Annotated in this window: 27 protein-coding genes; 14 read left to right on the top strand and 13 right to left on the bottom strand. The window is 63.0% G+C overall.

Annotated elements, in window-relative coordinates; translation table 11 throughout:
• Positions 1-18: 18 nt before the first annotated feature.
• Positions 19-1,263 (bottom strand): citrate/2-methylcitrate synthase, encoded by a 1,245-nt coding sequence (locus MTX35_RS20970; RefSeq protein WP_243596814.1) that lies wholly within the window; start codon positions 1,261-1,263, stop codon positions 19-21.
• An 89-nt stretch (positions 1,264-1,352) separates the two neighbouring features.
• Between MTX35_RS20970 and MTX35_RS20965 the strand changes: the two genes are divergently transcribed.
• Positions 1,353-2,561: a citrate/2-methylcitrate synthase gene (locus MTX35_RS20965; protein WP_243596813.1), complete on the top strand. Its 1,209-nt coding sequence runs from the start codon at positions 1,353-1,355 to the stop codon at positions 2,559-2,561.
• On the opposite strand, the gene MTX35_RS20960 is transcribed toward MTX35_RS20965, so the two are convergent.
• Entirely contained in the window at positions 2,555-3,193 is a 639-nt protein-coding gene (locus MTX35_RS20960) for a TetR/AcrR family transcriptional regulator (protein WP_243596812.1), read from the bottom strand. The two genes, MTX35_RS20965 and MTX35_RS20960, sit on opposite strands and share 7 nt — an antisense overlap.
• Before the next feature lie 244 nt (positions 3,194-3,437).
• On the opposite strand from MTX35_RS20960, the gene MTX35_RS20955 reads away from it, so the two are divergent.
• The 3 genes from MTX35_RS20955 to MTX35_RS20945 are packed head-to-tail and all read left to right on the top strand — an operon-like array spanning position 3,438 to position 6,882.
• A complete protein-coding gene (locus tag MTX35_RS20955; RefSeq protein WP_243596811.1) occupies positions 3,438-4,562 on the top strand; it encodes a DUF5938 domain-containing protein in 1,125 nt (374 codons plus the stop codon).
• 11 nt (positions 4,563-4,573) lie between these two features.
• Positions 4,574-6,130 (top strand): AMP-binding protein, encoded by a 1,557-nt coding sequence (locus tag MTX35_RS20950; protein ID WP_243596810.1) that lies wholly within the window; start codon positions 4,574-4,576, stop codon positions 6,128-6,130.
• A complete protein-coding gene (locus MTX35_RS20945; RefSeq protein ID WP_243596809.1) occupies positions 6,127-6,882 on the top strand; it encodes an SDR family NAD(P)-dependent oxidoreductase in 756 nt (251 codons plus the stop codon). The genes MTX35_RS20950 and MTX35_RS20945 overlap by 4 nt, the downstream gene beginning before the upstream one ends.
• 18 nt (positions 6,883-6,900) lie before the next feature.
• Here MTX35_RS20945 and MTX35_RS20940 read toward each other — a convergent pair whose 3' ends face one another.
• On the bottom strand, positions 6,901-7,833 hold the full coding sequence (locus MTX35_RS20940) for a TIGR01777 family oxidoreductase (protein WP_243596808.1): 933 nt from the start codon (positions 7,831-7,833) through the stop codon (positions 6,901-6,903).
• Positions 7,830-8,501 (bottom strand): TetR/AcrR family transcriptional regulator, encoded by a 672-nt coding sequence (locus MTX35_RS20935; RefSeq protein ID WP_243596807.1) that lies wholly within the window; start codon positions 8,499-8,501, stop codon positions 7,830-7,832. The genes MTX35_RS20940 and MTX35_RS20935 overlap by 4 nt, the downstream gene beginning before the upstream one ends.
• Positions 8,502-8,632: 131 nt before the next feature.
• Here MTX35_RS20935 and MTX35_RS20930 point away from each other — a divergent pair, with 131 nt between their 5' ends.
• The 4 genes from MTX35_RS20930 (at position 8,633) to MTX35_RS20915 (ending at position 11,038) form a co-directional block, all read left to right on the top strand.
• On the top strand, positions 8,633-9,043 hold the full coding sequence (locus tag MTX35_RS20930; RefSeq protein ID WP_243596806.1) for an SRPBCC family protein: 411 nt from the start codon (positions 8,633-8,635) through the stop codon (positions 9,041-9,043).
• Between the two features lie 28 nt (positions 9,044-9,071).
• A complete protein-coding gene (locus tag MTX35_RS20925; RefSeq protein ID WP_308198156.1) occupies positions 9,072-9,746 on the top strand; it encodes a class I SAM-dependent methyltransferase in 675 nt (224 codons plus the stop codon).
• Positions 9,747-10,330: 584 nt separating this feature from the next.
• Complete coding sequence (locus MTX35_RS20920) at positions 10,331-10,690, top strand: protein-tyrosine phosphatase family protein (protein WP_243596822.1); 360 nt, start codon at positions 10,331-10,333, stop codon at positions 10,688-10,690.
• Positions 10,691-10,735: 45 nt separating this feature from the next.
• Positions 10,736-11,038: a helix-turn-helix transcriptional regulator gene (locus MTX35_RS20915; RefSeq protein WP_308198155.1), complete on the top strand. Its 303-nt coding sequence runs from the start codon at positions 10,736-10,738 to the stop codon at positions 11,036-11,038.
• Here MTX35_RS20915 and MTX35_RS20910 read toward each other — a convergent pair.
• Positions 10,996-11,622, bottom strand: a complete 627-nt coding sequence (locus MTX35_RS20910; RefSeq protein WP_243596805.1) for a ClpP family protease — start codon at positions 11,620-11,622, stop codon at positions 10,996-10,998. The genes MTX35_RS20915 and MTX35_RS20910 overlap by 43 nt on opposite strands.
• Positions 11,619-12,227: a ClpP family protease gene (locus tag MTX35_RS20905; protein WP_243596804.1), complete on the bottom strand. Its 609-nt coding sequence runs from the start codon at positions 12,225-12,227 to the stop codon at positions 11,619-11,621. The genes MTX35_RS20910 and MTX35_RS20905 overlap by 4 nt, the downstream gene beginning before the upstream one ends.
• Before the next feature lie 99 nt (positions 12,228-12,326).
• Between MTX35_RS20905 and MTX35_RS20900 the strand changes: the two genes are divergently transcribed.
• A complete protein-coding gene (locus MTX35_RS20900) occupies positions 12,327-12,794 on the top strand; it encodes an SRPBCC family protein (protein ID WP_243596803.1) in 468 nt (155 codons plus the stop codon).
• Positions 12,795-13,005: 211 nt separating this feature from the next.
• On the opposite strand, the gene MTX35_RS20895 is transcribed toward MTX35_RS20900, so the two are convergent.
• The 5 genes from MTX35_RS20895 to MTX35_RS20875 are packed head-to-tail and all read right to left on the bottom strand — an operon-like array spanning position 13,006 to position 16,399.
• Positions 13,006-13,626, bottom strand: a complete 621-nt coding sequence (locus MTX35_RS20895; RefSeq protein WP_243596802.1) for a TetR/AcrR family transcriptional regulator — start codon at positions 13,624-13,626, stop codon at positions 13,006-13,008.
• A 10-nt stretch (positions 13,627-13,636) separates the two neighbouring features.
• Entirely contained in the window at positions 13,637-14,845 is a 1,209-nt protein-coding gene (locus tag MTX35_RS20890; RefSeq protein WP_243596801.1) for an FAD-dependent oxidoreductase, read from the bottom strand.
• A complete protein-coding gene (locus tag MTX35_RS20885) occupies positions 14,842-15,015 on the bottom strand; it encodes a rubredoxin (RefSeq protein WP_027495558.1) in 174 nt (57 codons plus the stop codon). Before MTX35_RS20885 ends, MTX35_RS20890 begins: the two co-directional genes overlap by 4 nt.
• On the bottom strand, positions 15,012-15,176 hold the full coding sequence (locus MTX35_RS20880) for a rubredoxin (RefSeq protein WP_243596800.1): 165 nt from the start codon (positions 15,174-15,176) through the stop codon (positions 15,012-15,014). Before MTX35_RS20880 ends, MTX35_RS20885 begins: the two co-directional genes overlap by 4 nt.
• Positions 15,176-16,399 carry an alkane 1-monooxygenase gene (locus MTX35_RS20875; protein ID WP_243596799.1) on the bottom strand — a complete coding sequence of 408 codons (1,224 nt, stop codon included), beginning with the start codon at positions 16,397-16,399 and terminating at the stop codon, positions 15,176-15,178. The genes MTX35_RS20880 and MTX35_RS20875 overlap by 1 nt, the downstream gene beginning before the upstream one ends.
• Before the next feature lie 566 nt (positions 16,400-16,965).
• Between MTX35_RS20875 and MTX35_RS20870 the strand changes: the two genes are divergently transcribed.
• From MTX35_RS20870 to MTX35_RS26095, 4 genes are all read left to right on the top strand, one after another.
• On the top strand, positions 16,966-17,607 hold the full coding sequence (locus tag MTX35_RS20870) for a type IV toxin-antitoxin system AbiEi family antitoxin domain-containing protein (protein ID WP_308198154.1): 642 nt from the start codon (positions 16,966-16,968) through the stop codon (positions 17,605-17,607).
• The gene (locus MTX35_RS26100; RefSeq protein ID WP_308198153.1) at positions 17,604-17,828 is read left to right on the top strand and encodes a DUF559 domain-containing protein; all 225 of its coding nucleotides are present in this window, start codon (positions 17,604-17,606) and stop codon (positions 17,826-17,828) included. Before MTX35_RS20870 ends, MTX35_RS26100 begins: the two co-directional genes overlap by 4 nt.
• 386 nt (positions 17,829-18,214) lie before the next feature.
• The gene (locus tag MTX35_RS20865) at positions 18,215-18,433 is read left to right on the top strand and encodes a hypothetical protein (RefSeq protein ID WP_037194183.1); all 219 of its coding nucleotides are present in this window, start codon (positions 18,215-18,217) and stop codon (positions 18,431-18,433) included.
• Positions 18,434-18,524: 91 nt separating this feature from the next.
• Positions 18,525-19,625: a GGDEF domain-containing protein gene (locus MTX35_RS26095; RefSeq protein WP_243596798.1), complete on the top strand. Its 1,101-nt coding sequence runs from the start codon at positions 18,525-18,527 to the stop codon at positions 19,623-19,625.
• Between the two features lie 67 nt (positions 19,626-19,692).
• On the opposite strand, the gene MTX35_RS20855 is transcribed toward MTX35_RS26095, so the two are convergent.
• The gene (locus MTX35_RS20855; RefSeq protein WP_243596797.1) at positions 19,693-20,409 is read right to left on the bottom strand and encodes a hypothetical protein; all 717 of its coding nucleotides are present in this window, start codon (positions 20,407-20,409) and stop codon (positions 19,693-19,695) included.
• A 52-nt stretch (positions 20,410-20,461) separates the two neighbouring features.
• Positions 20,462-20,971, bottom strand: a complete 510-nt coding sequence (praA, locus tag MTX35_RS20850; protein WP_243596796.1) for an alkane oxidation protein activator PraA — start codon at positions 20,969-20,971, stop codon at positions 20,462-20,464.
• A gap of 443 nt (positions 20,972-21,414) precedes the next feature.
• Here praA and MTX35_RS20845 point away from each other — a divergent pair, with 443 nt between their 5' ends.
• Positions 21,415-22,629 (top strand): EAL domain-containing protein, encoded by a 1,215-nt coding sequence (locus MTX35_RS20845; protein ID WP_243609015.1) that lies wholly within the window; start codon positions 21,415-21,417, stop codon positions 22,627-22,629.
• Positions 22,630-22,679 lie beyond the last annotated feature (50 nt).

Genomic DNA, 22,679 nt, shown 5'->3' with positions numbered 1-22,679 from the left:
GGAATCAGAAACTGTTGATCACGATCGACCGGTCGATAGCCCTTCGCCACCAACACATTGTCCCGCACCACCGACAATGGGGCGCCTCGACACTCGAGACGCCCCACCATCAAAATGCGACAGCCCCTGGGCGGCACTTAACCGCGCCACTGCCGAAGGCACCGGGCCGTCGTAGCGGGCGATCGGCCGGATGATCTTGCTGTCGTGAGACTGCTCGACGATGTTGGCGCACCACCCCACCATCCGGCTGCACGCGAAGGTCGGAGTGAACATGGATCGCGGAATTCCGCACAGTTCCATCACGACGCCGGCGTAGTACTCCACATTGGCGTACAACTTGCGGTCGGGCTTGAGATCTTCGAGCGCAGCAGCGATGATCTTCTCGACCTGCACGGCCTTGTCGATGAGCTCCCCGCCCATCTCCTGCGCCGTCTCGCGCAGCATCACCGATCGGGGATCGTCGGTGCGATACACCGGGTGACCGAATCCCATGATGCGCTCGCCTGCAGTGATTTTGGAACGCGCCCACGCATCGGCGGAGTCGACGTCGGCAATCTCGTCCAACCCGTCGAGAGCGCGATCCGGGGCACCTCCGTGCAACGGGCCCGCGAAGGCACCGATCGCGGCGCACACTGCGGATGCGATGTCCGACCCCGTCGACGCCACGACTCGCGCAGTGAAAGTCGACGCGTTGAACCCGTGATCGATCGTGGCGGTGAGGTAGCGGTCGACGGCTCGGGCGCCGACCGCGTCGGGCGCATCTCCGGTGATCATGTACAACCAGTTCTGAGCCGTCGTCAGATCCTGCCGCGGTTCGACGGGTTCCTTGCCGGACCGAATCCTGTGCACCGCAGCCAGAATGGTGGGTGTCATCGCGCACAGCCGCAGGGCCGTCGTCCGCTTGTCCGACTCCGCCGACTCGTACAGCGGTACCGCGCCGGCCAAACCCGACAACACCGTCCGCAACGCGAGGAGAGGCTGTTCGGGACCTGATCGCGCGACCGTCCGCACGGCTGCGGCGACGTCGTCGGGCAGTATTCGCAAGGGTGCCACCGTGCGCAGGAATTCCGCGCGCTCGGTGCCGTCCGGCAACCGGCCCTCGACCATCAAGAACCAGGCGTCCTCGAACGTGCCTGTCAGAGCCAGGTCGATGGCCGAGTACTGGCGGTAATGGTAGAAACCTTCGTCGCCTCGCACGTCCCCGATCGACGTGGTGGTGACGACGACATTGTGGAGCCCCCTCGGGGCCTCGATCACGGTCATGGTTGCACTCCTTCGCGCTGGTCAAGCACCACGATCCGCGCTAACGTTGATTCTTGTCAATGTTGATTGCATCAATATGAAAGACGCCCATGAACCACGCGGACGGCCGAAATCTCCTCACCACAGCCCAAGCGGCATCACGGCTGGGCGTCAAGCCGGAAACGGTGTACGCCTACGTCAGCCGCGGGCTGTTGACCAGTACGCGATTACCCGGTGTGCGGGGGAGCGTGTTCGACGTCGACGAGGTGGAATCGCTTGCGGGCCGTGATTCGGCCCGCCGAACCGATATCGGTGCGGTGGAACGAATTCGGACACAGACCACGCTGATCGAGAACGGGCATCTGTACTACCGAGGTCGTGATGCGGTTGAGCTGAGCTCTCTCCCGTTCGAGTCGGTTGCACATTTCGTCTGGACGGGTGAGCTGCTGGACGATGTGCGATTCAGTGCCGATTCGACTGTAGTGCAACGATGTCGAGCAGCCTTGGGGTCGATCGCACCGGACTGCCGCTCGATCGACCGGATACGCATTGTTGTCGACGTGGCGTCCACCTACCGCCCGTTGCGATTCGACATCGGATCCACCTCGGTGGTGCAGGAGGCAGGCCATCTGTTGGCCACGGTGGCGGCGGCACTCGGTGACGCATCGTTGGAACTGTCGGTGGCAGAATCGATCTGGGACTCTCTGAAGACCGGTGCATCCGATCCGCGCGGGTTGGTGCCGCTACAGGCTGCGTTGGTGCTGATGGCCGATCACGGCCTGGCCGCCTCGACCCTCGGAGTCCGGGTGGCGGCGAGCACCCGGGCAAATCTGTATTCGGTTGTTGCCGCGGGACTGGGGTGCATCGACGGCCCCCTGCACGGCTCCGCCGCCGATCCGGTGTACCGGTTCCTGTCCACAGCGATCGACGATCCGGTAGATGCTCTCGCAACACAATTGAGGTCGGGGGAGCGGGTGCCCGGCTTCGGGCACGTCATCTACACCGACCGAGACCCTCGCGCCGAGGAAATACTGCGATTGCTTCGGGACCCCGCTCACGGTGCGGACCCTGCAGTGGTCGCTGCTGCGGACACGATAATCGAGGAGGTGAGCAGCAGATTCGATACCTTCCCCAACTCGGACTTCGCTCTCGCCTCGTTCACCCTCGCCTACGGACTCAGGGCAGACACGCCGGAGATGCTGTTCGCACTGGCCCGGATCGTGGGATGGGCGGCACACGCCCTCGAGGAATACGACGAAGCGCCCCTGCGCTTTCGCGTGCCGGGCATCTACACGGGGACTCGGCCGGAAACCTACTGAGGCGTCGGGCAATCGAGCAGAGCGAACGCAGCATGTAGCTGCCGATGCGCGGCGTCGACCTCGGTTGTGTTGCCGGCCAGGTGATGTAGGAGGGCGCGCTGAAAGATGCCATCGAGAAGGATGTAGGCGGAGGGCTTGTCGAGTGAAGAAGTGGTGCCGCGAAGTTCGCAGTACCGAGCGACCACACGCCAAATCATGTATTCGCGACGTTCCTCGATCTCGAGAACGTCGTCGCGGAACGAACCGTCGAACAGTGCCTGATTCCGCAGGTCGTACCACAGCCGATGGATGCCGGCGTCCGCCGCCAGAGTGGCGAAGTACTTCGCCTCGAAGTCCGCGTACAGGCCGGTGGCGTCGACTGCGTTGGCCACCACCTCGTCGTAACGAGTGACGCAGATGGCCTCGTACTGACGAACCGCGTGCGTGATGAGGTCGAGTTTGTCGGTGAAGTAATAGTGGAGCACGCCGTGCGAGTATTCGGAATTCTGCGCGATCTCTCGCAGTGATGTGCGCGCATAGCCCAATTCGGCCAGCGTGTGCAGTGTCGCCTGAGCCAGTTCGGTCCGCTTGGCCTCGAACTTGTTGCGTGCGCGCTCTTCGATACGTGCGCGCGGATCAGCTGTCTGGGGCATGGTCCGTGTCCTTTCCGCGCGTAGATCGTCACGTCAGTGTATGCCCGGCGGTCGTGTGGCGAACTTCGGCCACTCAAAATCTGGGCAGTCGTCAAGAAAAGGCTTGACGGGTGTACAAATTCTATCCTAGTGTGATCCGCAGCACACGTCAGAAGGCCGGATGTTCGCACGTCCCCTCCGGTGCTCGAAGTCTCGACCAATCTAGGTCCGCTGTGCGGGCGGACCGATCACGAGAGGACATCTCATGCCAACCGACAAGCGCGTCGTCGTCTACGGAGCGTCGGGTTACACCGGCCGATTGATCTGTGAGTACCTGCGCGAGTACAACATTCCGTTCTTGGCCGCCGGTCGCGACGAAGCCCGAGTCAAGGGCATCGTCGACGCGGTTCCGGGTGTCGAGACCGTCGAGTACGACGTCGTCGAGGTCGAACACACCGCGCAGGCCCTGGCCGAGGCGTTTCGGGGTGCCGAGATCGTTCTCAACACAGTGGGACCGTTCTCGCGATTCGGACACGAGGTTGCGCAGGCGTGCATCGAGATCGGTGCGCACTACACCGACACCACCGGCGAGCAGGACTGGATGATCGACGCCGAGGCGAAGTACGGATCCGAGTTCGCATCCCGAAACCTGGTTCTCACACCCGGTTTGGCCCAGATGTACAGCATCGGGGAGATCGCGGCCAACATCTGCCTGGAGACGCCGGGGCTGGACACACTGGACATCGAGGTCTTCTGGAAGGGGCATCCGACGGTCGCGTCGACGAACACGATCCTGACCAACGCCGCGTTTTCCAAGGCCTACTACCTCGAACAGAACCAGTACGTCGAATGGCCGGACGACGGAGTCATGCAGGTTGTGGTGCCCGGACAGCACGACCTGGGCCTGGCCCTGCCCTGGGGTGGGACATCCCATCCGGTGTGGTTCAAGAACGATCCTCGCGTGGCGAATGCTCGCGCCCTCGGCGGCGTGATCAACAAGCCGCTGATGCTCGCGGTACCTCAAATCATCTCGTCCGCACTGGCTCAGATGGAGGGGAAGTCCGACGCCGAGAAGTACCAGATCATCGACACGGTGTCGTCCTCGGTGCGCAGCGAAACACCTCCACGGGAGAACCCGCGCATCAACACCTCACTCGACTCGGTCTATGCGTCGGGACCGCTCGGCCGCGTGCACACAGTGATCCACGGCAACTGCAACTACAAGCAGACCGCGTTGCTCAACGCCTATGCAGCAGCCCAATTACTGCAAGGTCCGCCGAAGAAGGTGGGATTTGCCTCTAGCTGTCAGGCATTCGGACATCGTGAACTGCTCGGCGTGCTCCGCGCATTCGGGCTGGTGCTCGAACCCATCGTCACCACGCACAGCTGAGGTCAGGGCCGATGCGGCTGTCCGACTACCTCGACAAGGGGGTGTCACTGGGCCGAGACGCACCCTGTCTCACCATCGGTGACACCACGCGAAGCTACGGCCAGGTGTACGACGATACCGTTGCGATCGCAGGTGCTCTGCAGCACAACGGAATCGAGGCCGGCGATCGAGTTGCGGTGCTCTCTGCCAACGATCCGCTCGCGCTGACCTGCGTGTTCGCGATCTCGCGAGCGGGGGCGGTGTGGTGCCCGATCAATCCACGCAACGAAGCAGATGAGAACCGGCAACTGTTCGACCTGTTCGGGTGCCGATTCTTGTTCTTTCAAAAAGCTTTTGCGGATCTTGTCGGTCGTATTCGCGATCAGCTTCCGCGGCTGGACTGGCTCGTCTGTCTGGACGGCGACGTGCCAGGGGCAGTGTCCTACGAGCAATGGCTCGTCGAACACAGCTCCGAATCGGTTGCCGACAGACGGCCGGCGGACGGCCTGTGCATGATCGCAGGCACGGGCGGTACGACCGGAAAACCCAAGGGGGTGAGGTTGACCGAGGCGAACATGATGACCTCCACCGCAACGGCATTGATGAGTTACCCGTTCGGGGATCGGCCTCGGTACCTGGCGCTCGCTCCACTGACCCACTCTGCGGGCGTGCTGACGTTCCCCATCCTCAGTGTCGGCGGCCACGTGGTTGTGATGGGTGCGCCCGACATCGGAAAGTTCCTGTCCCTCATCGAGCAGCATGGAATCACCCACACGTTCCTCCCACCCACGGTGATCTACGGTGTGCTCGATCATCCCGATCTCGACATCACGGATCTGTCGTCGTTGCGGTGCCTTTGGTACGGAGCCGCACCGATGTCGCCGACACGACTGGAAGAGGCGCTGAACCGTATCGGGCCGGTACTCGGACAGCTGTTCGGACAAACCGAGGCACCGAACATGATCGCCACGCTCGCTCCGGCCGATCACTTCCACAGCGACGGATCGATCGCCACCGAGCGGTTGAGTTCGGCGGGCAAGCCGACTCCCCTGACAACGGTGGCGATCATGGACGACGACGGTGGACTGCTGAAGCGCGGCGAACGCGGTGAGATCGTCGTTCGTGGCCCCCTCGTGATGCAGGGATATCACGAGAATCTGGACGCCACAGCTGAAGTCGGTGCATACGGCTGGCATCACACCGGTGACATCGGGTACCTCGACGACGACGGTTACCTGTACGTCGTCGACCGTGCCAAGGACATGATCATCACGGGCGGATTCAACGTCTACTCGGCGGAAGTCGAACAGGCGCTGCTGTCGCATCCCGCGGTGAAGGAATGCGCCGTTGTCGGGCTACCCGACAACAAATGGGGCGAACGCGTCACCGCCGCGGTCCTCCTACGACCAGGCCGCGATGCTTCCGATGCGGATCTCATCTCCCACGTGAAAGCGCGAATCGGAAGCGTCAAGGCACCCAAACAGATTCAGATCTGGACCGACCTTCCCCGCTCGAAAGTGGGAAAGATTCTCAAGACCGAAGTACGCAGCGCCATGTCTCACTCATCATCGAAGGGAAGCACACCATGACCGAGTTCGAGGGCAAGCGAGTATTCGTCACCGGTTCGGGAGCCGGCATCGGAAAGGCCATCTCCCGGATGTTCATCGAGCGCGGCGCGCGTGTCGTTGTCAGTGACATCGATGAAGACGCAGCCGCCAAGACGGCCGAGGAGATCGGTGCCGCCGGTATCGCGAACTGCGATGTGTCCGACGAGAGCCAGGTGCAGAGTGCGGTGGCACAGGCCGTCGACATCCTGGGTGGCCTCGACATCGTCGTCAACAACGCGGGAATCGAAGTGTCCTCGCCATTGCTCCAGCAGTCGACGGAGAGTTTCGACAAGATCTACTCCGTCAACGTCAAGGGCACTTTCCTGGTGATGAAGGCCGCGATCGGTGCACTGGTCGAGTCCAAGGGGAACATCGTCAACATCGCATCGCTCGCCGGGGTGGGCGGCACCGCACTACTCGGGTCCTACTGTGCCACAAAGGCTGCCGTCATCCAGCTCACTCGCGTCGCTGCCATCGAGATGCGCGCATCGGGAGTGCGAGTGAACGCCGTCTGCCCCGGATTCGCAGATACCGCGATGGTCGATCGACTCGTCCCGGACTTCGAGGCGGCGACCCAGATCCCGTTCGGCGATCTCGTGGCTGCCAAGCAGGGACGGCTGGGAACGCCGGAGGACATCGCGGAAGTGACATTGTTCCTCGCGTCGGACCGGGCGTCGTGGATCACCGGAAGCCACTACATCCTGGACGGAGGATTGTCGGCGTCGCTCGTCTAGATTCGAGATTCCCCGTCGTCATCCCAGGGCGACGGGGAGTAACCCTCGTGGTGTCTCGGATGCGATGTTTGCCAGTGCACTGCTCAGCTTCGGATAGTGGAACTCGAAACCGCTGTCTATCAGCACTTTCGGGTCAACCCAGCGACTCTTCAGAACCAGTTCGGCCTCCGTCCGGATCATCCGTGCACCGAACAGGAGTAGCCACGCAGGTGTCGGTAAACCGTGATTGCGGCCCAGGGTACTTCTGACCTGCTGCATCATCTCCTCGTTGGTGACGGGGAACGGAGTAGCAACGTTGACCGGGCCGGAGAGATCGGTGTTGTCGTAGAGGTGATCGAGGACGCGTGCGACATCGGCGACGTGCACCCAACTGAAGATCTGGCCGCCGTCGCCCATCGTGCCGCCGAGCCCCACTCTGGCCAGATCGATGATCGGGTTGATGGCCCCGCCGCCTGCCCCCAACACGATCGACATGCGAAGCGCCACCTTGCGGATGGCTACATCGGCGTCGAAGAGCTCACGCTCCCAGGCGCGAGCCACCTCGACCGAGAATCCCGATCCCATGTCGCCGGATCGTTCGTCCATCGGCCTGTCGCGCGAGTCGCGATAGATGGTGCCGGTGCTGGCGTTGACCCACAATCGAGGTGTGTTCTCTACGTCGGCAATGGCGCGGCCGAGTTGGGCCGTCGTCTGAATTCGCGACGACATGATCTCGTCGGCGTTCTTCTTGTTGTAGCGACAGCTCACCGAGCGGCCGGCCAGGTTGACGACGACATCGGAACCGTCGAGAACCTCGACGACACTGCGGTGGTCGGACCACGTTGCGTCGCTGGATGTTCCGCGGCCGATGGTCCTGACGCGAATGCCGCGATCTTCGTAGGAGCGACGCAGGTACCCGCCGATGTAGCCGGAGGCACCGCACAGGACGACGGTCGAGGGTGAATCACTCATTGTTCGAGCCCTTCTGGGGATGTCACTCGTTTCAGCAGGCCGGCCACGTCGGTGACCAAGCCCCGTGCCACCGGGAGGCGGGCGAGGCGCACTGCTTTGGCTGCGACGGGTACGAGCCCGTCGACCAAGGTGCGTGTTCTTCTCTGGTTGTCCGAGGAATCGGTGACCCAATGAAGGGTGACTCCCATGTAGAGCATCCAGAGTAGTTGGGGAAGAGCGTCTTTCAGTGGTGCCGGGACCTTCTGTTTCGACGCCTCCAAGGTGGTTCGCATGAGGTCGATGGCCATGGACCTGGCGTCGGAGGACTCCTCCGAGAACGGGCTGGAGCTCGTGCTCGTCGGCAGTGCCAAGTGCAAGAAGGAGCCGCCGAAGGCGTGATACGGCTCCATCACGTCCAGACCGGAATGCAGGACGGCAGCGAGGTTGTCGGAGAGCGACGCGCCGTCGACGAGAACGTCGAGGGCGCGCTCGCGATGGTCTCGCTGGATCACCGTGTACAACTCGCTGACCAGTTCGTCCTTGCCGGCGAAGTAATAGTACGCATTCCCGAGTGAGACGCCTGCTTCGTCGGCAATACGACGCATGGTGGTCGCTTGAAACCCTTCGTCGCGAAAGAGACGTAGGGCTACCTCGACCACCTTGCCTCGCGTGTCGGACTTGCGTGCCATCGATCCGCCTCGTTTCTGAACGTGTTCAAAATTGACGGTAGACCCTCTGTTGAACATGTTCAAGTGGTGTTCGATACCTGTGCGTTGGGAGATCTGAGACGCCGTGGCCAGTCCTACGTAGGGTCGTGGCTATGAATCGAGAACTCGTGGTGGCAAGTCGGCATGTGAGCCAAGTAATCGGGTGCACACCCGACGAGGTGTACGAGTTTGCGGCGGATCCCGCGAACTTACCCAGGTGGGCAGCAGGATTGGCCAACAGCGCAGTGACCGTCGATGGAGATCGACTTCTTGCTGAATCGCCGATGGGGCAGGTGACAGTCCGTTTCGTGCCTCACAACGACCTCGGCGTCCTCGATCATGACGTCACGTTGCCGTCAGGGACCGTAGTGAACAATCCCGTACGGGTGCTGAGTCATCCGAATGGCGCGGAGATTCTGTTCACGGTCCGTCAGATCGAACTGAGCGACGACGAATTCGAGCGCGATCTCGACATGGTCGCCGAAGATCTGAGAAGACTCAAAGAGTTGTTGGAAGCTCAGTGACCACGCCGAGTGGATACTGGGGCCCGTGATGCTGAGACGAATGGGGATGTCCCTCATCGGAGGCAGAGGGGCCCAGTGGCTTCGGGAGCTGAACGAGCGACACCCGTGGAGTCACAACGACTACTTTCACAGTTGGATCCTGGCGAATCTGCCGGACCGGCACAGACGTGCGGTCGATATGGGTTGTGGCCGAGGCGGTTTGGTGCGTGCGTTGGCTCCTCATTTCGATCAGGTAGCTGGGGCAGACTCCGATTCGGAGATGCGTCGAATCGCACAGGCGACTTCTGCCGCTGTGGGCAACGTGTCCATCACCGATCGCCAACTCGACTCCTGGCCAGACGATTCGATCGATCTGGTGACGATGGTCGCCGTCCTGCATCACCTCGATGTCGACGATGCCGTGCGCCATGTCGAACGAATTCTTGCGCCGGGCGGGCGTGCGCTCATCGTCGGGCTTGCGCCACCCCGAAGCGTACGAGATCTGCTGTGGGATTCGGTCTCCATCGTCACCAACCCATTGATCGGATTCATTCACCGCCCGTGGCCGAGCCCAGCGACAGCATCGACACCGTTCCCGGTCGAGGATCCGGTGCTGAGCTTCGACGAAATTCGAGACATCGTCGAAAAGCGGCTACCGGGCGCGAAGATGCGACACCGCATAGGGTTTCGACACACCATCGAATGGACGAAGCCGCCGCGGTAGTCACACCCACGGTGCTCGGTGCTCCCACCACGGCATCGACCTGGACCGATCGATCTCGACTGTCACGTCGCGATACCGCTGATCCAATCGAGCGACTGCGACGCGTAATCGGTGGGCACGACGCCCATCGCGGCGCATGAGTCGTTCCAATGCATCGCGCGGTCCGTCGCCGGAGAAGTGGCCGTCGCATGCGGGACATCCCGTGAACCCGGCCAAGATCGGCACCCGATTCTCGAACACCGCTCTGTGTTTTCGGTTGACGCGATCTTCGAGATACTCGACTCGCCGCCGCCACTGCGCTAGATAGTGGAGTGCCCAACCATCGGTCCGCGCCTTGCGCGGCCTGTGGGGGTTCATCGGACGAACGGGGGCATTGCCCTCTCGTGCAGAATTGTCATCATGTACGCCATATCGGAGGCGGGCCGGTGCGTGCTTCGGGTTGGTGAAGCGAACGATACCGCAGCATCGACACTTCCAGAAGTCGACGCAGGGGAAGGAGGAGCCTTGTGTGGGATCAACACAACCCGGGCGTGCTGCGGTTGCCGTCGGGCAGCGTAGTTCGGGGCCGCGCCTTGTGCGATTCGATGCCGGACGGCCCACTACCAAACTTCGGGGTCTACCTGCAGGGCAAGGATCCCGGCGACTTCGACTGGGACAGCCGATGGGTTCGATGGCCCGACTTCTGGCTCCCGTCCGACACGGAAAAACTCGGGACCGTACTACGAGAAGCACTGCGTCGCTGCGCAACCGAGCGGGTCGAGATCGCGTGTACCGGCGGTGTGGGACGTACTGGCACAGCGCTGGCGTGTCTCGTGGCGCTCGACGGTATGCCCGGCAGTGCCGCCGTCGACTACGTTCGGCGCAACTACTCACACCGGGCTATGGAGACCCTCTGGCAGAAGCGCTTTGCGAAGACGTTCGTCAGGCCAGGTTCTCTGCTCTGAGCAGAATCGCCGACCCGTCACGAAATCGAGGCCTAGGCTCCGATCATGGGCGAGGTCATACGAATGGATGAGCGTCGAACGCCGCGCACGGTGGAACCGCTGTGGCGAGAGGTAGTCGGCCGACGATTGCGCGAGCGCCGGCACGCCCGCGGTGACACTCTGGCCGACACCGCTGCCCGCGCAGGCATTGCGCCGCAGTACTTGTCGGAGCTCGAACGCGGCCGCAAGGATCCGTCGAGTGAAATCCTCGCGGCCGTTGTCGGTGCGCTGGGCACGTCGATGGCGGACATCTCAGGCCTGGCGCATCACGACCTGTCGCGAGGCGATGCGACGTTGATGGCAGCCTGACGCCCCTCGAGAACCTGGTCGACGACGCCGTACTCGCGGGCGGCGGTGGCCGTCAGCACCAGGTCCCGGTCGGTGTCGTGACGAAGCCTCGCCGCGTCGCGTCCTGTGTGCTTCGCGAGAATCGCTTCCATCTCGGCCCGGACTCGCACGACCTCATCGGCAGCCAGAATCAGATCGGGGATGGTCCCGCGTCCCTGCGCCGCAGGCTGATGCAACACCACCCTGCTGTGGGTCAGTGCCGAGCGTCGCCCCGGTGCACCCGCCGCGAGCAGTACCGCACCCGCTGCAACGGCTTGGCCCACACATGTTGTGGCGACGGGTGATCCGATGAACTGCATGGTGTCGTACACGGCCAGCATGGCGGCCGTGTCTCCGCCCTCGCAGTTGATGTACATCGAAATCTCCTGGTCGGGGGAGTCGGCCTCGAGGTGCAGCAACTGCGCGATCATTGCATTCGCCACACCGGCGTCTATCCCGGTCCCGAGGTAGACGATGCGCTCACTGAGCAGGTGCGAATAGACGTCGACGACGCGTTCGCCGCGCGAATCTCGGGTGATGACATTGGGGATCGTGTACGTGCTCATCGTGCCAACTCCATTCCGAACGACACCCGTCTCGCGGGCATGACCTGATCGAACGAATCGACGATGGCGTCGACGAACCCGTAGTCGCGGGCGGCCTGCGCGGTGAACCAGCGATCGTGCAGGGAGTCGTCGAAGATCTGCTCCCGCGTCTGTCCTGTGTCGTCGGCGATGAGACCGAGCACCGTATCTCGGGTGTGCCGCAGATCGTTGGCCTGCACCTCTACTTCGACAGCCGATCCACCGATTCCGGCCGAGCCCTGGTGCATCAGGATCCGTGAATGCGGCAGCGCGTAGCGCTTTCCGCGCGTGCCGGACGACAGTAGGAATTGACCAGCGCTGCAGGCCAATCCGAGTGCCAGCGTCGAGACGTCGCAGGGGACGAGTTTCATCACATCGCGGATGGCGAGCATGGCGGGTACCGATCCGCCCGGGGAGTGGATCCACAGGGCGATGTCGGCGGAGGAATTCTCTGCCGCCAATGTCAGCAGGTGAGTGGTGAGGACGGTGCCGTTGTCGTCGTCGAGTGCGCCGTCGAGCACCAGAACTCGGTGCCGTAGGAGTTGGTTGCGGAGTTCGGGCGGAAACATTCGGGGTGATTCGCTCATGGTTCGAGTGTGAGTGCCAATCCTGTTGCACGCCAATCGTTCTGCTGTGGGCAGCGAGTCTGCTCACAGCTTCGTTGGGTGCAGAGGGACAATGGTGAGATGACTGCACTCGAGTTCTCCGAATCCGTCGTCGTCGCTGCGTCTGCCGACGACGTGTATGCCGTTGTCTCCGACATCACCAGAACAGGCGAATGGAGCCCGATCTGCCAGGAGTGCTGGTGGAACGAACCCGATGGCGGCGGCGTGGGATCGACGTTCACCGGCCGCAACGTGGTGCCGGGGCGCACGTGGGAAACGGTCTCCACAGTGGCAGCAGCCGAGCCCGGTCGCGAATTCGCCTGGGTGGTGGGCGATAACTTCGTTCGTTGGGGCTACACCCTCGAGTCGGTGGACGGTGGCACACGTCTGACCGAGAACTGGAACTTCCTACCCGACGGCATCGCTCACTTCCACCGCAAGTTCGGCGACGACGCGCAGCAGGAAATCGCGACTCGTAGCCAGGCCGCACTCGACGGCATCCCGCGGACCCTGGCGGCAATCAAACGAATCGTGGAGTCCGAGGGCTGACCTTGAAGCAAGGGATCGCAAACGCGCGCGCATTCGTCAGACGCGAGCAGAATCGTGGGCGAATCCGCTCGCGTTTGGCAAACGCGCGCGCGTTTGCGAGGTCAGTGGGTGCGGGAGGTCAGTGGGTGCGGGAGGTCAGCGGGTGCGCGAGGTCAGTGGGTGCGCGAGGTCAGTGGGGACGGGAGGCGAGGGCGAACGACGGGTGCCGAGGTCAGCTGTCAGCGGTGATGGAATCGATGAACGGCGTGAGCAGCAGCGCCAGATCATCGGCTGCCGCGTCGATGTCGTCGGGCGGCTCGGGGATGTAGCTCAAGGCCAATCGAACGATGGCCTTGCTGACCACGTCGGCCTGGCGTGGGGTTGCGCCCACCCACCCGCGTTGGAATGTCCTGGACAGCCGCTCGCCCGCGCGGTCGATGAGCACCTCGCTGTCGGTGGTGATCAGGCGCAGAAGATCCTCCGGTGCGTCGCCGCCGTGCAGTGATCGCACGAGGGGATCGAGCGCGCTCAGCTGGAAGAACGACGAGAAACCCTGTCGCAGAGCGGCCGACGCGTCGTTCTCGTGTTGGTACAGCGCTGTTTCGCACATCGCGACGAACGCGTCCGTCAATCTGATGGCGTAGCCCTGTGCGACGCCGCGCCGCGAACCGAACTCGTTGTACAGGCTCTGCCTGCTCAGACCCGCAGCCTTGGCGATGTGACTCATCGTCACGTTGCGCCAGTTGCGTTGGTGCAACAACTCGCGCAGCGCATCGAGCGCGGTATCGCGCGCAAGAGTCGACGCTGCTTCACGGTATCGACCGGGGGTCGACGTCTGTTCGGCTGCGGGCATGAACACGACTCTATCGAACGACCGCATGCGGCTGATCCAGCCAATCTTCTCCGAGGAGACTCCGATCGACGCGGTCTCCACTCGCGATGAGCGATCTGATCTGCCGGATGTCCTTGGGGTAACCCACCCCGATGGCCCCGACGAGCCGGCCGTCACGCAGCGCGCATGCGGTGAATTGTCGATCCTCGATGGAGCCACGAACGACCACGTACTCGTCGTCGGGGCCGGTCCACCCTGCGAACTGCAGGTTGACGCCGTGCTGAGTGGACCAGCCCCACGGGACATCGAGATCACCGGGCGGGACCCCCAGCATCGAGCGGGCAGCCCGGGTGGCCTGATCCACCGCACCGTTCCAATGCTCGCTGCGATACGTGCCGCCGAGGATTCGGTTGGGTACCTCTGCCACGTCGCCCGCCGCGTAGACGTTCGGTGTGGACGTGCGCATTTCTGCGTCGACCAGAATTCCGGAGCCGACCTCGAGCCCCATGTCCACGCCGAGTTCGACGTTCGGTACCGACCCCACGGAAACCAGTACGGTGCCCGCCGACCAACTGCGTCCGTCCTGCGCGGTCGCACGAAGGGTGCCGTCGGACAGTGTCTCCAGACTGGTCACGGCGACATCGGTGTGCAGATCAATACCGTTGTCTGCGTGTAAGTCTCGATATATCTGCGACACTGCAGTCGGTGCGATCCGGTTCAGCGGAGCGGACGCTGCCTCGAGCACCGTCACCTCGGCTCCGAGCGATCGGGCTGCCGCCGCCGCCTCGCACCCGATCAGTCCGCCGCCGATCACCAGCAGTGATCCGGTGCGCAGAATGTCGGCGTGCAAGGGCTCGACATCGGCCACACCGCGGAGCGTGAACACGTGGCCCGGAAGATCGAGTTGCCGTGCCCGAGAACCGGTTGCCAGGAGCAGCGCGTCGTACGGAACCGCGTCGCCGTCGTCGAGCAGCACAGCCGAATCGGTGACGCCGACTGCCGTGACGCCCGAGCGCACGTCGACGCCGTCGATCGGGTTGCCCAACTGAACTTGGTCGATCGACTTGGTTCCCGTCAGCAACTCCTTGGATACCGTCGGCCGACGGTACGGCGCGGCCTGTTCACTCCCGACCATCGTGATGGAGCCGGTGAACCCCTCTGCGCGTAGCACTTTGGCTGCGGTGTACCCGGTCGCACCCGATCCGATGATTGCGATCGAGCGCGGCGTGGACGTGCTCACCCGCGCTCGACCTCGACCATCTCGAAATCGGCCTTGGCTGCGCCGCAGTCGGGGCACGACCAGTCGTCGGGAATGTCGTCCCAGCGGGTGCCGGGCTCGATGCCGTCCTCGGGCCAGCCGAGTTCCTCGTCGTACTCGAATCCACACTGTACGCAGCGGTAGAGCTTCATGCCTTACTCCTGAAGTCGATTTTCTCGCGGACACCGCAGTCGGGGCACGGCCAGTCCTCGGGTACCTCGGACCATGCCGTTCCGGCCGGAAAGCCCTCGCGCGGAGCGCCGTTGGTCTCGTCGTAGACGAACTCGCACACCGGGCACTCGTAGGCAGCCATCACTTGGCTCCGTGCTGGGCGAGGATCTTCTCCCGCTTGGACGGCTGAATGTTGACCTTCGTGATGTCACCGTCGTAGTGGTCGAGAACCCGGTGGTCCATCACTTTGCGCCACACCGGTGGGAAGTACGCCAACGAGATCATGCTCGCGTATCCGCTCGGTAGATTCGGCGCCCCGTCCATGCTGCGCAGGGTCTGGTAGCGACGGGTGGGGTTGGCATGGTGATCACTGTGTCGCTGAAGGTGATACAAGAAGATATTGGTCACGATGTGATCGGAGTTCCAGCTGTGCTCGGGGGTGCAGCGCTCGTAGCGGCCGTTCTCCTTCTTCTGGCGCTGCAGGCCGTAGTGCTCGAGGTAGTTGACCGTCTCGAGCAGCGAGAAGCCGTAGATTGCCTGAATCACTAGGAACGGCAGAATGATCGGACCGAACACCGCGACAAGCACCGCGTAGAGAACGACGGACATCAGCCACGCGTTCAGCACGTCGTTCTGAATGCTCCACGTGCTCTTGCCCAATCGCTCCATGCGGGTCTTCTCGAGCTCCCACGACGACTTCAGGCTGCCCCAGACGCTGCGGGGGAGGAAGGCCCAGAAGCTCTCGCCGTACTTCGAGCTCGCCGGATCCTCGGGGGTGGCGACGCGGACATGGTGTCCGCGATTGTGCTCGATGTAGAAGTGGCCGTAGAACGTCTGTGCCAGAGTGATTTTCGACAACCAGCGTTCCAGGCTGTCCTTCTTGTGGCCGAGTTCGTGTGCGGTGTTGATGCCGACGCCACCCATCACGCCGATGCTGATGGCCAGTCCGATCTTGGAGATCAGCCCCAGTCCACCGTCGATCCCGAGCCACGACAGGTTGTCGGCCGACCACAGGTAGCAGGCGAACACCAGGCTGGCGAGCTGGAACGGAATGTAGGCGTAGGTGCAGTAGCGGTAGTACTTGTCTTCCTCGAGTGCCTTCATCGCCTCGTCGGGAGGGTTGTCGCCGTCGGGACCGAAGAACCGGTCGAGGATCGGGAGCAATCCGTAGACGAGCAGGGCACCGATCCACCACCAGACCGGTGACACCGCATTCCAGCCGAGCTGGTTGAAAGCCCACACCAGTCCGGTGGCCATGAACACCGCCGTGGGTGGGATCAAGCCCATCAACCAGAGGTATCGCTTGCGGTCGTGCCATTCGGCGACCGGCGCCTGCGCCTGATCGTCGACATTCGATGCGGTCATCGTCACTCCTCGTGTAAGGCCGATCACTGTGGAATGGACAATACACCGAATTTGTCATGTTGTTGGACAAATTTGCAGATGTGTAAAACTGTGGTGTGAACTGTGGTTGCGCCCACAGCGTCACCCTTCGGACAGATTCAGCTGCTACCTTCCGATCCGTTGTGGCCGGTCACATGCGGCCACGGCGCTCGTAGGTCCGTCTGTATCCCGTCGGGGGTACTACACAACAGGAGTAGTTATGGACGCATTCATCGCCAAGATCATCATCGATGTCATCCTCGGCCTCATCGGCAGCGGAAGCGCCGAGAGCGGCAGCACTGCAGTGAGTGCACTCCTCGGATCCTGAGGTCGAACGGTTGCGCCGGTGCAACACCGGCGCAACCTGCCCGAGCGTCGTGTCGGAAGCGCGAACGTGAGCGTTCAGAACCGTGCACCGTACGCGGAATGTCGCCGATCGGGGTCGATAGTGAACGTTGAGGTGCGGCAGTCTGTGGATAACTCGGATCCATCCACAGGTTTCGAAAGCGCCACTGGCGCAAGCACCGTGGATCGTTCACGGTATTCGCATGGGGGTACACACCGCGGTCGACCTGATGGCTCGGGGGACGAGTCGCAGCACCATCACACGTAGAACTGCGTCCGGTCAGTTGATTCGAGTGCTGCCCGGGATCTATGCGACAGGAAAGCCCGACTATCTGGACCTGTGCACTTCGGTGACTCTGTGGAAGCCCGACGCCGTCCTCAGCCATCTGATCGCGGCGTGGGTGTGGGGGTTGGTGGAGGAGGAGCCACTGCACGTCACGGCAACGGTGCCGCCGTCGACACGGCATCAGGCACCGGACTGGGTGAAGATTCATCGCCGACGCCTCCCCGAATCGGACCGGCACCGAGGGCTTCCAGTGGTGACGTTGGCTCAGGTGTTCGTGGACGTCGCGGCGACTCTGACGGGTGAGGAGTTGGAGCGATTCTTCGATACGGCCATTGCGCGGCCGGCCCTTCGGCGTCGAATCGCTACGGTCTGCGAATCATCTCGCGGCATGAACGGCATGAAAGCCGTACGGAGACAATTACGTCTGTGCTGCCTCGGGGCACGATCGGAAGCGGAGCGTGTCGTGGCGCGGGCGATGTCCGCTCGACATTTCTTCATGGAGATCAACGCACAGGTGGGCCCTACTTCGGCGATTTCGTGGACTTCCGGGCGCGGGTGATCGTAGAAATCGACGGCCGGGAGTTCCGCATCTCGGGCCAGGCTTTCGACAACGATCGTCGACGGCAGAACAAGACGGTTCTGGAGGGATGGTTGGTGCTGCGCTATTCGGCCGTCCAGGCAATGGGCGATACGCGGCGCGTGGTGGACGAGATCATCGAGGTGGTCAGGCGTCGTCGACGTTCGATCGATGCAGTCGGCCGGTCGCTACCCCGGACCTGAGCGTTCGGAACCGTGTGACGAACGCGGAATGTCGCCGATCGGGGTCGATGGTGAACGTTGAGGTGCGCGGTCAGAGGCGGCCCTGCTGTACGGCGACAACAACGAGAGCGATCACAGCAATCGTGAGGATTGCTAAGAGCGCCAACTGAATTGGATCGGTCGAACCCGGCGGGCGTACCCCGTTCGAACCCCTTTTCTGGAGCATGTCACAGACTGTAGGTCACTTCCTCAGATCGTGCACAAGATGAATGGTACAAACCAGATCAATATTCGCACAAGTGTTCGATAAGGCGTAGAGTCGAGTTCGGCGGGGTTGGGAAGGGAAGCCCGGCTCCGCCGCCGAATCGATAGACGGTGGTGGGCCCAGTGAAGTGGACGGTGATCCGGTGGACGACGTGCTGCGCAAGGTCGAGGAACTGAAGGCGTTGGTCGTCGAGCTCGAGGCCCTCGATCGACAACGCGTCGGACTGGGGGATCGACTGGTGGACCTGGAGCACTTCTTTCGGAGAGCGGGGTGCCCCGAACTGTCACAGCAAGCACTCGATGCGTTCATGGTGACCTACGCGGGCCGAGTGTTCGAGTTGGCCGACGGCATGCGGGGATAGTCGCGAGTTTCCCACTTTGCGGACCAGGTGGTTTCGTCTGTGGTTGACTTGTCCATCCACGTCGTGACACTAGGAAAGCTGCTCGAGACCTGTGAACAGTCTTCGCCAATGGTGGTCGCTCCCGGTCGACTACGGGTGGAACGTTGCGTATGCACGGTCCCAGCAAGCACTGCACGTCACCAGGATCCTCATCGGGATCCTCTGCTTCGTCTACGCGGCTGCTGCTGTGATCGCCCTGGCGATCCCGGGCCTCGGAGACAGCGGCCCGGGGCAATGGGCGCTGTGGTCGACCATCGTCACGATTCTTCCGCTGGGGGTCGCCTGGTTGATCGGCGGCTGGCCGAGCTGGCGAATGTCGATCGCATTCGTGCTGTACGCCGATATCGTCCTCGCCGCAGTGCTTCTCACCGTCGACGAGCCGTCCGAGATGCTGCCGATGGTGGCGCTTTTCACGGTGATGGGCAGCTACGTCGTGGGATTTCACGGCCCCAAGGTGTTCACCGCGTACCTGTTCGCTTTCGTCACCGTTGCGGTTCTCTACGCATCGGCCATGGTCGACGACCCCGCACAGCGTCTACGGACCACTCTCTATCTCGTGATGCTGATCCTGGTGATGTTCTCGGCGCCGCTGATCTGCCACTCCTTCCTGATGCTGTTGCGCCGCGATGCCACCGGCGCGTTCTACGACCCGCTCACCGGAATGCAGAATCGACGGGGATTCGACGCGGCGATCGGCAACCTCGACCGTCGACCCGGGACGGATGCGGTGGTGACCGCGGTGGTGATCGACATCGACAACTTCAAAGCCGTCAACGATCGGTTCGGTCACGAGCACGGAGACACGGCCATCCGACTGACTGCGAGCCGCATTCTCGACGTCTTCCCGGCACCGGCTGTCACGGTTCGGCTCGGCGGCGAGGAATTCGCAGTCGTCTGCCTCGGTGGCCTCGACTCGGTGATCGAACGATCCGAGCAACTGCGAATCCGCTTGTGCGACGCGACCGATCGGTCCCCATTGACAGCGTCGATAGGCGTCGCCCATGCGGTTGTCGAAGCCAGGGGCGTCGAGGCCGGCATCGACGAACTGCTCGGCCGGGCGGACAAGGCGATGTACCGGGCCAAGAGGTTGGGCGGAGATCGCGTCGCGCAGTGTTCGGATCCGGTGCCGACCAGCCCCGCCGACGAACGGTGACGAACGACGGCGTCGACCGTGTTCCGCGATGGAACCGGTCGACGCCGCCGATCGAAGTGCAGACTGCTTATGCCACCTCTGCCGCAATCGCGGACCGGGTGCCGACGTCGAAGACCGGGTTGGTCAGGTGCACGTCGAGGGTGTTCCCCGGGCCGGCGATGATCGCGTTGAGCACCGAGGTGAACGCGCCACAGTCCTCGAACTGCGGAATCGTGTAGGTGCCCGTGACATGTGAGTCGGTCTGGTTGTTCTGGATCAGGTCGATCGCATCCAGCGAACCGGTGAGGTTGGCGGTGGTTTCGGCGGTGACGCAATCGGCACCCGCGGGGATCAGATCGGCCGAGGCCGATCCTGCGGATCCGGTGTCGATACCGAGGGGCTTCACCGAGTCGATTCGAATCTTGAAGCTTTGCTCGACGTCGAGATCCAACGTGGGTGCCTCGGCGGGTCCACCCTGGACGAGGGTGCCGGAGACCGGGGTCGCGTCGATGATCGAGATGGTGAAGTTGGCCAGCGTTGCGGGTCCGAGCTTCAGATCGGCCGACGCCTGCGGGAGGGCGAGCGAACCGGTCACCGTTCCACCGACCAGGTCGACATCGGTCACCAAGTCCGTGGTCGGGAACACCACCGGCTGACCGGTCTTGGCGATGATCGTCGTCGTGTCTGCCTGGAACGTGATGGGAAGGGTGTCGGCAGCATTGGCCGGGGCGGCGACGAGCGTGCCGAGAGCGATGCTCGATGCCAGTGCCGTCATCGTGACGACGGTCTTGTTGCGGATCTTCACGCGTTCTCCTTCTAGAGAATGGGAGGTGTGGAACGAGGTGGGACGGGAGGAATCAGGACAGGGTGAAGGCGGGGTCGGGCTGGACCGACAGGCTGTTGACCGTGCAGTTACCGGACATGGGCTGGTTGGTCGAGGTGAGGGTGTTGGTCATGTTGTCGAACGAACCCGCGAGGGTGGCCGGGCCGCAGTTGTAGCCGACCAGCGAGAAGCCGACGTTGGACACTTCGCCGGTGGTCGCGCTGGTGGGGGTGAGGGTCCAGGGCAGGTTCTTCAACTGCGGCAGGTTGCACAGACGATTGGAACCGCTGATCTGGGCGTCGGTGATCGATGCCGAGGAGCCGTCGGCACTGGTGGAGCCGATGAGTTCGATGGAGCAACTGACGGGAACTCCGAACGAGGCCGGCGTGCTCACGACGATGGTTCCGGGCGCTGTGAAGTCGGTACCGGCGGGGGAGATGGTAGCGGCACCGGCGCTGGCGGCACCGACTGTTGCTCCGGCGATGGCAAGAGCGGAAACGGCGGCTGCGAGTGTACGAGAGCGGGTCGGCGGGTTGAGCGTCATCGATCGATCCTCCAAGTCCAGAACGGCTCCGGACCCCCTGCCGGGGCCCGGTGGTGCCGGTGTTCCGGCAAACGGGAGGGACGTTAGGGGGACAAACACCCATCGAAAATGCTTTGCTGCAACTCTGTGAGAAGTCACAATCCGGTCGGTATGTTTGTTGTATGCAGTGGTAACGGAATCCGGCGCATGCCTCGAAAGTGCAGTGCAACATCGGCTTTCACCCCGATTCCGGCACGAAGGTGAGCTTCTGGATTCACGGCGGCCCGGATGCTTCTGCCGTTACCGTTGCGTTATACAAAGTTACCGAAACGAGATGGTTGTGGCTGTGTCGATGACACTTCCGACGCCGAAGATTGTCCGAGCGAAAGAAAGTGCGCCCGACAGGTTTGAAAACGGAGACGCCCCCACGTGACGGGGGTGGTTTTTTCGTGTCAAACTGTGGTGTGACGTTCGCGCTGGCCGAAGCAGGATCTGCAGTCGACACGGACACGGGAGAGTTGACGGTGCAGCCGTATTTCGCCCCGGTCTGTCGGCTGGACAACGGCGCGCTCGCAGCAATCGAGGTTCAATTGCGCGGCCCCGAGAACGGTCCTCTGGCTTCGGCCGACGCCCTCAAGCGCGCAGCCAGGGCCATGGATGCCAAGCGTGAGCTCGACGCCCTCGCCTGGGGAGTGGCTCGAATCAATCAGTCGGTACGACTGCCGATGCTCGTCTCCATGGACGTCGACTCGCTCGCTGCTCTGGATCCGGCCACCGAAGAGCAGCTGCGACGCGACATCGTGGTCGTCACCGAAGCCGCACTCGTCGACAGCCCGGCCCGCACACTCGCTGCCATCGACAAGGCTCGACGCGACGGCAAGGTGGTGGCCGTCGACGACGTCGGTCGTCGGCCACAGTCGATGACTCTTCTCCCTCTCATCGAACCGGACGTGATCATCCTCGCCGGATCCATGGTCTCCCGCCGCCCTGATCTCGCAACTGCACGCACTGCTCATGCCGTCTCGGCTCAGGTCGAACGAACCGGTGCCGTAGTGGTGGCGAGCGGGGTCGACACTGCCCTGCATCGCAGCCGCGCACTCGGACTCGGAGCGACCTACGGGGTGGGCGAGCTGTATCCGGCCGCGGCAACGACGGAGGAACTGCCTGCCGATGCGGCCGAGGTGATGCCTCCGTTCCCGACCTGGAGCACCCCTGCCATCGCCGCCGAGTCGCCGTACGGCATTGCCTCCGCAGGCAAGACTGCGACCCGCAGCACCAAGCGTCTACTGGTGGCGATGAGCACATCGCTCGAGATGCAGGCCGCAGCCGCAGGGCCGGAAACGTTGGTACTCGGTACTTTTCAGCGAGCCGAGCACTTCACCCCGACCACCCGCGGGCGCTGGGTGTCGATGGCCGAGCAGATCTCGTATGCCGGCGTCTACGGCGTCGGCATGGGCTACGTGCAAGAGGGTGGCATCATGCATGCGCCTCTCGATCCGGTGGATCCACTGGTCGAGGAGTGGAACGTGGTGGTCCTCGGCCCGCACTTCTGTGGAGTGCTCGCCGCGATCGATCTGCACCGCGGCGAGGTCGACGCCGACCGGGAGTTCGACTACGTGATGTCGTACGATCGCTCGACCGTAGTGCGTTGTGCCCGAGCTATTCTGGCGCGCTTCTGAGCTCTCGCACGGAGCTGTCGACCGGCTATGTTTCGGGTGGCCGCGTCAGG

Source organism: Rhodococcus sp. ARC_M12 (assembly GCF_022810385.1).
In the GTDB taxonomy this organism is placed as follows: Bacteria; Actinomycetota; Actinomycetes; order Mycobacteriales; family Mycobacteriaceae; genus Rhodococcoides; species Rhodococcoides navarretei.
This window is presented reverse-complemented; position numbering and strand designations above follow the sequence as displayed.

What these genes read in the sequence shown, in the direction of transcription:
- MTX35_RS20970 (WP_243596814.1), bottom strand. Translation starts at nt 1,263, where the DNA reads ATGACCGTGATCGAGGCCCCGAGGGGGCTCCACAATGTCGTCGTCACC.
- MTX35_RS20965 (WP_243596813.1), top strand. Translation starts at nt 1,353, where the DNA reads ATGAACCACGCGGACGGCCGAAATCTCCTCACCACAGCCCAAGCGGCA.
- MTX35_RS20960 (WP_243596812.1), bottom strand. Translation starts at nt 3,193, where the DNA reads ATGCCCCAGACAGCTGATCCGCGCGCACGTATCGAAGAGCGCGCACGC.
- MTX35_RS20955 (WP_243596811.1), top strand. Translation starts at nt 3,438, where the DNA reads ATGCCAACCGACAAGCGCGTCGTCGTCTACGGAGCGTCGGGTTACACC.
- MTX35_RS20950 (WP_243596810.1), top strand. Translation starts at nt 4,574, where the DNA reads ATGCGGCTGTCCGACTACCTCGACAAGGGGGTGTCACTGGGCCGAGAC.
- MTX35_RS20945 (WP_243596809.1), top strand. Translation starts at nt 6,127, where the DNA reads ATGACCGAGTTCGAGGGCAAGCGAGTATTCGTCACCGGTTCGGGAGCC.
- MTX35_RS20940 (WP_243596808.1), bottom strand. Translation starts at nt 7,833, where the DNA reads ATGAGTGATTCACCCTCGACCGTCGTCCTGTGCGGTGCCTCCGGCTAC.
- MTX35_RS20935 (WP_243596807.1), bottom strand. Translation starts at nt 8,501, where the DNA reads ATGGCACGCAAGTCCGACACGCGAGGCAAGGTGGTCGAGGTAGCCCTA.
- MTX35_RS20930 (WP_243596806.1), top strand. Translation starts at nt 8,633, where the DNA reads ATGAATCGAGAACTCGTGGTGGCAAGTCGGCATGTGAGCCAAGTAATC.
- MTX35_RS20925 (WP_308198156.1), top strand. Translation starts at nt 9,072, where the DNA reads ATGCTGAGACGAATGGGGATGTCCCTCATCGGAGGCAGAGGGGCCCAG.
- MTX35_RS20920 (WP_243596822.1), top strand. Translation starts at nt 10,331, where the DNA reads ATGCCGGACGGCCCACTACCAAACTTCGGGGTCTACCTGCAGGGCAAG.
- MTX35_RS20915 (WP_308198155.1), top strand. Translation starts at nt 10,736, where the DNA reads ATGGGCGAGGTCATACGAATGGATGAGCGTCGAACGCCGCGCACGGTG.
- MTX35_RS20910 (WP_243596805.1), bottom strand. Translation starts at nt 11,622, where the DNA reads ATGAGCACGTACACGATCCCCAATGTCATCACCCGAGATTCGCGCGGC.
- MTX35_RS20905 (WP_243596804.1), bottom strand. Translation starts at nt 12,227, where the DNA reads ATGAGCGAATCACCCCGAATGTTTCCGCCCGAACTCCGCAACCAACTC.
- MTX35_RS20900 (WP_243596803.1), top strand. Translation starts at nt 12,327, where the DNA reads ATGACTGCACTCGAGTTCTCCGAATCCGTCGTCGTCGCTGCGTCTGCC.
- MTX35_RS20895 (WP_243596802.1), bottom strand. Translation starts at nt 13,626, where the DNA reads ATGCCCGCAGCCGAACAGACGTCGACCCCCGGTCGATACCGTGAAGCA.
- MTX35_RS20885 (WP_027495558.1), bottom strand. Translation starts at nt 15,015, where the DNA reads ATGAAGCTCTACCGCTGCGTACAGTGTGGATTCGAGTACGACGAGGAA.
- MTX35_RS20880 (WP_243596800.1), bottom strand. Translation starts at nt 15,176, where the DNA reads ATGGCTGCCTACGAGTGCCCGGTGTGCGAGTTCGTCTACGACGAGACC.
- MTX35_RS20875 (WP_243596799.1), bottom strand. Translation starts at nt 16,399, where the DNA reads ATGACCGCATCGAATGTCGACGATCAGGCGCAGGCGCCGGTCGCCGAA.
- MTX35_RS20870 (WP_308198154.1), top strand. Translation starts at nt 16,966, where the DNA reads ATGGGGGTACACACCGCGGTCGACCTGATGGCTCGGGGGACGAGTCGC.
- praA (WP_243596796.1), bottom strand. Translation starts at nt 20,971, where the DNA reads ATGACGCTCAACCCGCCGACCCGCTCTCGTACACTCGCAGCCGCCGTT.